The sequence below is a fragment of the Seonamhaeicola marinus genome (genome assembly GCF_008085455.1).
The window spans coordinates 1-510 of record NZ_VSDQ01000670.1; the positions used below are offsets into that span (position 1 = coordinate 1).

Below are 510 nucleotides of genomic sequence, written 5' to 3' on the forward strand. Positions count from 1 at the left end.
GAAAGTATTTGTTCAATTATACTAAAAAAACGAGGGTATAATGTGGTATTTATAGCATTTACTAACACTGTTTTTTGTTGTAATTGTGCATTTTCCTTTTTTGCTAAAGATACCTTAAAAGCAAGTACTTGATTTCTTTTTTTTGCGTTTTCATTAAACACAAATATGCGTTTAATTGTAATGATAATGGCTATACTTAAAACCAATAACAGCAAACCAATTATAACCTCAAAAATTATATTAAAACACATAACTAAAAAGTTTTACATTATTAGTTATGGTTGCCCATAAAAAAAACACCAACTGCTTTCCTCTTTCACAAGAAAATAACAATTGATGTTTTTGATATGAACTGATTAATAGCATTTGAAATTTACAATATAAGTTTTCTAAAGGTGTAAAATATCGACTAAAAGTTATTAAAAAAGATTAAGCGCAATAAAAGAATTTATCACGCCCAATCAGTACAAATCTCAACAACAAGATTTACTTATTAAGGTTGTAAGAATA

The 510-nt window shown here is 25.7% G+C and carries 1 protein-coding gene; it reads right to left on the minus strand.

Annotation, left to right across the window (positions count from 1 at the left end; all coding sequences use genetic code 11):
- The coding region (locus FUA24_RS25450) for a hypothetical protein (RefSeq protein WP_222861355.1) at positions 1-251 on the minus strand (251 nt) is incomplete at its 3' end.
- Positions 252-510 lie beyond the last annotated feature (259 nt).